Here is a 6,884-nt window from a genome sequence, read left to right as displayed (position 1 = left end):
GTGTAGCCGCCGATATGCGAGGTCGCGATCACCTCCGGCCTCGCGGCGAGGCCAGGATGCTGCGGCGGCTCCGGATCGAACACGTCGACGCAGTAGGTGGAAATCTTGCCGCTGTCGAGTGCGATGGCCAGTGCCTCCTCATCGACGAGCGAGGCGCGCGCGGTGTTCACGAGGATGAGCCCTCGCTTTGCCGTCTCGAGAAGCGGTGCCGCAAGGACGGCCCGTCCATCGGCGGGGGAAGGGCAGTGAAGCGACAGGATGTTGGCCGTCGAGAGGCAGTCCGAGAGGCTCGCCCAGCGCAGCGGGTAGGGCATCTCTCTGGGCCCGGTGTAATAGGGATCATGTGCGAGGACGGAGGCGCCGAGAGCTGCCGCCAGGCGTGCGACTTCGCGCCCGACGGCGCCAAAGCCGACCACCGCCACCTGCCGCCCGCGGATCTCGAACCCCCGCTTGCGAGGCCAGCCGCCCGCCTTGATGCCTGCATCGGTGTACGGAATGTGCCGGAGAGCCGAGAACATCATGCCGATCGCAAGTTCGGCCACGCCCTGCGCATTGGCACCGCCCGCAGTTCGCAGAACGATATTGCGCTGCTTCAGCCTCTCAAGCGGCAGATTGTCTACGCCCGTCCCGTTGCGGCTGATGCAGCGGAGCTGCCCGGCCGCAGCGATCACCTGGGGCGAGACCGGCTCCACTCCGGCAAGCCAGCCCGACACGCCGGGAACGAGACGCAGCAGTTCCTGCTCGTCCGGCTGTCGGCCGGGAGATGAATAGACGACGTCGATGCCTTGGTGGCGCATCGCCTCGACGGCGGGGTGGGGCGTTTCGGTGAGCGAGCGCGGCGTCACCAGAACCTTCAATCCCATGGCTCAGGTCTTTCCGGTCCGCTGCGCAATGTCGGACAGTGCGTCGAAGTCCTTGCCGCTGGTCGGAATGGCGATGTGGTGGACCTGTGCAATCACCTGAGTCCAGCCATGCAGGAAATAGGTCCAGCCATCCTCCACCTGCAGTTGGCGAGCGACCTTCGCGCACATTGCCTGATCGAGAAAGACGAGATCGCCGCGGTAGTTGAGGTCCCAGGCGATGGCGCGTTCTGGAAATGAGACCGCATCCGTGAGCGGTGAGCCCGGCGCATCCTTGCCGAGGCCGGTGGCATTGATGACGAGCGAGCCGGGCTTCAGCCTCGCCACCACCGCGTCGTTGTCGCCGGGCGCGGGCGCCAGCACGTATTCGCAGGGAATCCCGCTGCCGATCTGCTCATGGATGCGCCGGATTTCGTCGAGACGGGCAGCGCTGCGATTTGAAACGATGATGCGCGAGGGCCTGTCCGCCCCGCGTGACGGCTGCATCAGATGCCAGGTGAGCGCAATGGTGGAGCCGCCGGCCCCCATCGAGAACACGTCCGCCCCCGTCCGCGCAAAGTGCTGCGGGGGCAGGAAGCCGTCGAGCGCGAGGCCGGACGAGATCGGGTCCTTAGCATGGCAGACGAGGTGGCTGCCGGATTTCGAGATGCAGCTCGTCTCACCCATGAACCTGGCATGCGGGTCAATCTCGTCGAACAAGTCCTGGCAGGCCTTGTAGAGGTCTATCTTGTGGGTGGTGACGAGGGCTCCCGCCGAGAGCGGGTCGCGCTTGATGAATTCCACGGCGCGGCGATAATCCGCGGCGGGTGCGTGCAGCGGGAAGTCGATGCCCTTGATCTCCGCCTGATCGAGGCGAAGATGAGCCGCCCAGGCGGGGAACACCTTCATGATGGAGCTCTTGGCGGTGGTCACGCCGATGAAGTAGAGCGTCGGCCGCGTGGCCGGAGATAGGTCGTGCATCGCCCTCGTCCTTCAGTCCTTCATCGCCATGATGCTGTCGACTAGCGCCTGCGGGCGCGGCCGGTAGGCTGCATTGTCCACGGCCATCCAGCCGCCCTTGCCGTCCGTCACGATGCGGGATCTCATGCCGCCGGCCTTCGCAATGATGTCGTAGTCCTGGCCGGAGTCGGCAGGGTAGGCGAATGTCATCACCAGGGGCTCGTCGCCGACGTTGACGGAGCGATGGATCCAGTAGGGTGGCACATAGCACATGGCGCGCGGCGTGATCTCGACGGTGCGGATTTCGCCTGCGGGAGACTCCAGCAGCATGACCCCCCGGCCGCGCTCGCCATAGTACATTTCCGGCCGATTTGGCCGCGCATGGATGTGACCGCGTGTCATGTAGAACTCTCGGCCGACCCGGCCGGGCTCCATGCGGGTCACGCCGATGATCATGTCGCCCGGGTTGGCTGACGGCTTGAAGTCCGTCACCTCATAGGCGACGCTGCTCCCCTTCTCCTCCAGAAGGGCCCGGAACGCGCGCTCGTCTTCGTAAAGTCCAGCCAGGTCGGAAAACAATTTCTCATACCGGTTGCTGGCTCCGTCCAGCCGCCCTGCGGCGACGTCGACCCGGCAGTTTCCTGGCTCCAACAGCTTCATCTGGCCCTCTTAGCGCCGTAACGCACGCGAAAACATTTCGTAGTAATACTACAATTTCTATGTCCGCTCACTGCGCAAAGTCAAGCCGCTCTGCTTGATGCGGTGCAGCAGCGCCGATATTGCGGCGCAAAATGGATGAAAAACTCCTCAGGATGTCCAAATCAGCGCCAGTTTCAGCCTTGACGGTTTCCAGCTTCTGTATCAATACTACAAAAATGGGACCTGCAAGGCGCCCTGTCAAACTCAGGAGGAGAGTGCAATGAAGAAACTGCTTATGGGCTGCGTGGCGGCCCTCGCCATGGCGGCCGGCGCTTCGGGCGCCCACGCCGACGGCTGCAAGGTCGGAATCGCCATGTACACGTTGGGCGCGCCCTACTTCGCTGCCCAGGTGGCGGCTGCCGAAGACCAGGCCAAGAAGGCCGGCTGCGAAGTGACCAGTTCGGACGGCCAGAACGACATGGCCAAGCAGATTGCCGACGTCGAGGACATGGTCGCCAAGGGCATTAATCTCCTCATTCTCAACCCTCGCGATCCCGAAGGTCTCGTGCCCACCGCCGATGCTGCCACCAAGGCCGGTGTCAAGGTCGTGGTCATGGATTCGAGCATCAATCCTAAGGCAGACGTCGTGACGCAGGTTCGCTCTTCCAACGACCAAAATGGCTTTCTGGTCGGTCAGTGGCTTGCCAACGCAACGAAGGGCCAGCACCTCAAGATCATCCTGCTCTCCGGTGACAAGGGCAATGAAGTGGGCCGGGACCGTCGCCTCGGCGTGCTTAAGGGCCTCGCTGAAGGCCAACTCAATACGGTCGGCAAGACCGATTTTGAGATCGTCGGACAGGGCTGGGGCGGCTGGTCCAACGAAGGCGGCCTCGCCGCCATGGAAGATCTGATGACCGCTCATGCCGACGCCAACGTGGTGTTGGGCGAAAACGACTCGATGGTGCTCGGCGCCATCAAGGCAATGGAAGCCGCCGGCAAGACTGGGGTGCTGCCGCTCGCCGCTGCCGACGGTCAGAAGGAAGCGCTGGCTCTCATCAAGGCAGGCAAATACGGCGCTACGGGCCTTAACGACCCGGATCTCGTCGCCCGCACCGCGGTGGATATCGGCCTCAAGGCTGTGAAGGGTGAGCTGCCGTCAAACTTCCCGAAACTGAACCTGACGACGCCCGACGTGATCACCAAAGAGAACGTCGACAAGTATTACCGCGCCGACGCAGTGTTCTGATCTATCCTCCCGAGGCAATACCAGTTGCCTGACTTCGGGGCGGCGGATAACACCCCGCCGCCCCTCTTTCTTTAAGGATTCCAGGATGAGTGATCTCGTACGGCTGAATTCGATCAGCAAATCCTTCGGAGGCGTCGACGCCCTGCGCGCGGTGGACTTTGACATCCGCCCCGGCGAGGTTCACGCGTTGCTTGGCGAAAATGGGGCCGGAAAATCAACGCTGATGCGTATTCTGGGCGGCGAGATGCAGCCAAGTGCGGGTAGTCTCGAGATCGGCGGCAAGACTGTCACGCTCCGCGACCCGCGCGACGCTCGCGCATTGGGTATCGCCGTGATCCACCAGGAACTTGCTCTCGCGCCCGACCTCACCGTTGCGGAGAACATTTTTCTCGGCCAGCTCTCTGCCGTGGTCTCCCATTCTGCCCTGCGCAAGAGAGCGCGTGAGTTGATCGGGCGGCTGGGCTTTGCCATCGAGCCCGGCCGCGTCGTCAGCAGTCTTGCTATTGCTCACCAGCAGGTGGTCGAAATCGCCAAAGCGCTATCGCAGGACGTCAAGATCATCGTTTTCGACGAACCGACAGCTGTGCTCTCCGCACAAGATGCAGAGCGCTTGCACGAGATCATCTCTGGCCTCCGCGGCAAAGGTGTCGGCGTCGTTTATATATCCCACCGTCTCGATGAGGTGTTTCGCATCGCCGACCGCATGACTGTGCTGAAGGATGGCGAAAAGGTCGGCACTGTCGCAGTTGGCGACACCAATGTGGATGGCGTTATCCGCATGATGGTGGGCCGTCCGCTCTCATCGCTGTTTCCGCCGCGCAAGGAGCGCCAGGTGGGCAAGGTCGTCCTCAAGGTCAACAACCTTAGCGCCGGCCGCCGGGTGCGCAACGTCAGCCTCGAGGTGCGGGCAGGTGAGATCGTCGGGTTGGGAGGCCTCGTCGGCTCGGGCCGCACCGAGGTCGCCCGTCTCATCTTCGGGGCCGATCGGCCGGATTCCGGCAGCATCGAGATCAAAGGCAAGCTGATCGCCCCGCGCTCGCCGCGGGATGCGGTGCGCGCCGGCATCGGACTGGTACCCGAAGACCGCAAGATGCAGGGCGTGGTCTTGGACGAGTCCATCCGCATCAATTGCACCATGGCCCGGCTGTCAGACGTGGTGAACGGCCTCGGCTTCCTTCGTCAATCGGCGGAGAAGAAGACCGTAACCGCCCTCGGCCAGTCACTGCGGCTAAAGGCAGCCAGCATCGAGAACCCGGTCACCAGCCTCTCGGGCGGTAACCAGCAGAAGGTGGTGCTCGCCAAGTGGTTCCACGCAGGTGGAGACCTCATCATCCTCGATGAACCGACGCGCGGGGTCGACGTCGGGGCCAAGACGGAAATCTATGGACTCATCAACCGGCTGGCGGAGGACGGCAAGGCTGTCCTTGTCATTTCCTCGGAGCATATGGAGCTGTTCGGTCTATGTGACCGGATCATTGCCATGGGCCAGGGTGAAGTGCGCGGCGAGCTTCAGCCGAAGGATTATAGTGAAGAACGGCTTCTCGGCATGACGATGGTCGGAAGCCTTACGGCCGCAGCGGCGGGAGGACAATCATGAGCAGCATCACAGATACCGCAGTCGCGACCAGTCGGAACAGGAGGCTGGATATCAGTACGTTCCTTCAACGTTTCGGGACGGCAGGCATTTTCATAATCCTGGTCGTGGTTGCCAGCCTGTGGTCGGATATTTTCCTCACCAAGCTCAATATGCTGAACGTGCTTCGTCAGGTTGCCTCCAGCGCGGGTATCATGGCGGTCGGCATGCTGTTCGTCATTCTAACGCGCGGCATTGACCTGTCGGTTGGATCCATTGCAGCTCTGGGCAGCGTGCTCACGGGCTATTTCGTTGCAATCCACGGGTACTCGACACCTGCAACCATCCTGTTCGTGCTTCTGGCAGGTGCCGGGTGCGGTGTGGTGACAGGCTTCTTTGTTGCCTACCTGCGGCTACCATCATTCGTCATGTCGCTTGCCATGATGGCGATTGCCCGTGGACTGTCGCTCATCATCTCTGATGGACGCCCCATACCGCTGGGCGACAACGGCACGGCCTTCACTGATTTCGGCTCGGGGTTTCTCTTTGGCATACCGCAGCCCGTGCTCCTGATGTTCGCGGTGTTCATTGTCGGCGGCATCGTGCTAAACTTCACCAAGTTTGGCCGCATCATCACTGCCATCGGCTCCAACGAGGAGGCAGTTCGGCTGTCCGGCATTGCCGTGCCACGCTACATCATCGCAGTGTACGTCATTTCGGGAATGCTGGCATCTGTCGCCGGAATCATCTCCTCAAGCCGAACAGCAGTCGGTTCCTCGCAAGTGGGCGTTGCCGCCGAGCTCAACGTCATCGCGGCTGTAGTCATCGGTGGAGCGAGCCTTATGGGCGGCCGCGGGGGCGTAGTGAACACCTTCCTCGGAGCCCTCATCATGGGCATCATCGCCAACATAATGAATCTGGCAGGTGTGCCTGGATACCATCAGCAGGTCTACATGGGCCTCATCATCATCATCGCCATGCTGATACAGTACAGCGCCGGAACTTTGAAGCACGGCTGATCACTGATGAACGAACGGTACACCCTCTCGATCGATGTCGGCACGGGCAGTGCCCGCGCGGCTCTCGTTGACGGCGCCGGCCGAATCGTGGCGATCGCAGCGCGCGAACACGAGCAGATCGTGCCGCAGTTCGGCTGGGCCGAGCAGCGCCCTCAGGAATGGTGGAAAGGCACCGTCGAAAGCATCCGCGAACTGTTGGACGCCCATCCCGGCAGCGCCTCCCGCATCGAGGCGATTGCGGCCTGCGGGCAGATGCATGGCACCGTACTGGTGGATGCCGCAGGACAATTGACTCGGCAAACCGTGCCGCTCTGGAATGACAAGCGGACGCTCGACATCGTGCACCGGTTCGAGGCGGCGCATGAGCCGAATTCATACCTTTCGGAAAGCGGCAACCCGCCCACGCCGGCATGGCCCGGTTTCAAACTAGCCTGGCTGAAGGTGCATGATCCGGAGGCCTATGAGAAGGCGGCGTTCGTCATCATGCCGAAGGACTACGTCAATCTGCGGCTGACGGGCGAGATCGCCATGGACAGCGGCGACGCGTCTTGCAGCTTCCTGATGAACCCGGCGACGCGCCGCTGGTCGGATCACATGATCAACTTGCT

8 protein-coding genes are annotated in these 6,884 nt (G+C 62.4%); 4 read left to right on the top strand and 4 right to left on the bottom strand.

All coding sequences use genetic code 11. The features are described from left to right. The 4 genes from WCJ41_RS19420 to WCJ41_RS19405 all read right to left on the bottom strand — a co-directional run. Positions 1-863 (bottom strand): NAD(P)-dependent oxidoreductase (locus WCJ41_RS19420; protein WP_336907491.1); only part of this gene is annotated, 863 nt, incomplete at its 3' end. Between the two features lie 3 nt (positions 864-866). Beyond that, positions 867-1,820 (bottom strand): shikimate dehydrogenase, encoded by a 954-nt coding sequence (locus WCJ41_RS19415; protein ID WP_336907490.1) that lies wholly within the window; start codon positions 1,818-1,820, stop codon positions 867-869. A 12-nt stretch (positions 1,821-1,832) separates the two neighbouring features. Next, a complete protein-coding gene (locus WCJ41_RS19410) occupies positions 1,833-2,459 on the bottom strand; it encodes a glucose-6-phosphate isomerase (protein WP_336907489.1) in 627 nt (208 codons plus the stop codon). 67 nt (positions 2,460-2,526) lie between these two features. Beyond that, the gene (locus WCJ41_RS19405) at positions 2,527-2,664 is read right to left on the bottom strand and encodes a hypothetical protein (RefSeq protein ID WP_336907488.1); all 138 of its coding nucleotides are present in this window, start codon (positions 2,662-2,664) and stop codon (positions 2,527-2,529) included. A gap of 54 nt (positions 2,665-2,718) precedes the next feature. Here WCJ41_RS19405 and WCJ41_RS19400 point away from each other — a divergent pair, with 54 nt between their 5' ends. The 4 genes from WCJ41_RS19400 to WCJ41_RS19385 form a co-directional block, all read left to right on the top strand. Beyond that, positions 2,719-3,684 (top strand): substrate-binding domain-containing protein, encoded by a 966-nt coding sequence (locus tag WCJ41_RS19400; RefSeq protein ID WP_336907487.1) that lies wholly within the window; start codon positions 2,719-2,721, stop codon positions 3,682-3,684. Between the two features lie 85 nt (positions 3,685-3,769). Then, positions 3,770-5,281, top strand: a complete 1,512-nt coding sequence (locus WCJ41_RS19395; protein ID WP_336907486.1) for a sugar ABC transporter ATP-binding protein — start codon at positions 3,770-3,772, stop codon at positions 5,279-5,281. Further along, complete coding sequence (locus tag WCJ41_RS19390; protein ID WP_336907485.1) at positions 5,278-6,276, top strand: ABC transporter permease; 999 nt, start codon at positions 5,278-5,280, stop codon at positions 6,274-6,276. Before WCJ41_RS19395 ends, WCJ41_RS19390 begins: the two co-directional genes overlap by 4 nt. A gap of 6 nt (positions 6,277-6,282) precedes the next feature. Further along, a partial coding sequence (locus WCJ41_RS19385; RefSeq protein WP_336907484.1) for an FGGY family carbohydrate kinase occupies positions 6,283-6,884 on the top strand: 602 nt, incomplete at its 3' end.

This window comes from Aestuariivirga sp., from assembly GCF_037139295.1.
GTDB lineage: Bacteria > Pseudomonadota > Alphaproteobacteria > Rhizobiales > Aestuariivirgaceae > Aestuariivirga.
This window is presented reverse-complemented; position numbering and strand designations above follow the sequence as displayed.

Bases quoted from the DNA above. Each gene is read 5' to 3' on its own strand.
- WCJ41_RS19410 (WP_336907489.1), bottom strand. From the start codon at position 2,459: ATGAAGCTGTTGGAGCCAGGAAACTGCCGGGTCGACGTCGCCGCAGGG.
- WCJ41_RS19415 (WP_336907490.1), bottom strand. From the start codon at position 1,820: ATGCACGACCTATCTCCGGCCACGCGGCCGACGCTCTACTTCATCGGC.
- WCJ41_RS19390 (WP_336907485.1), top strand. From the start codon at position 5,278: ATGAGCAGCATCACAGATACCGCAGTCGCGACCAGTCGGAACAGGAGG.
- WCJ41_RS19400 (WP_336907487.1), top strand. From the start codon at position 2,719: ATGAAGAAACTGCTTATGGGCTGCGTGGCGGCCCTCGCCATGGCGGCC.
- WCJ41_RS19395 (WP_336907486.1), top strand. From the start codon at position 3,770: ATGAGTGATCTCGTACGGCTGAATTCGATCAGCAAATCCTTCGGAGGC.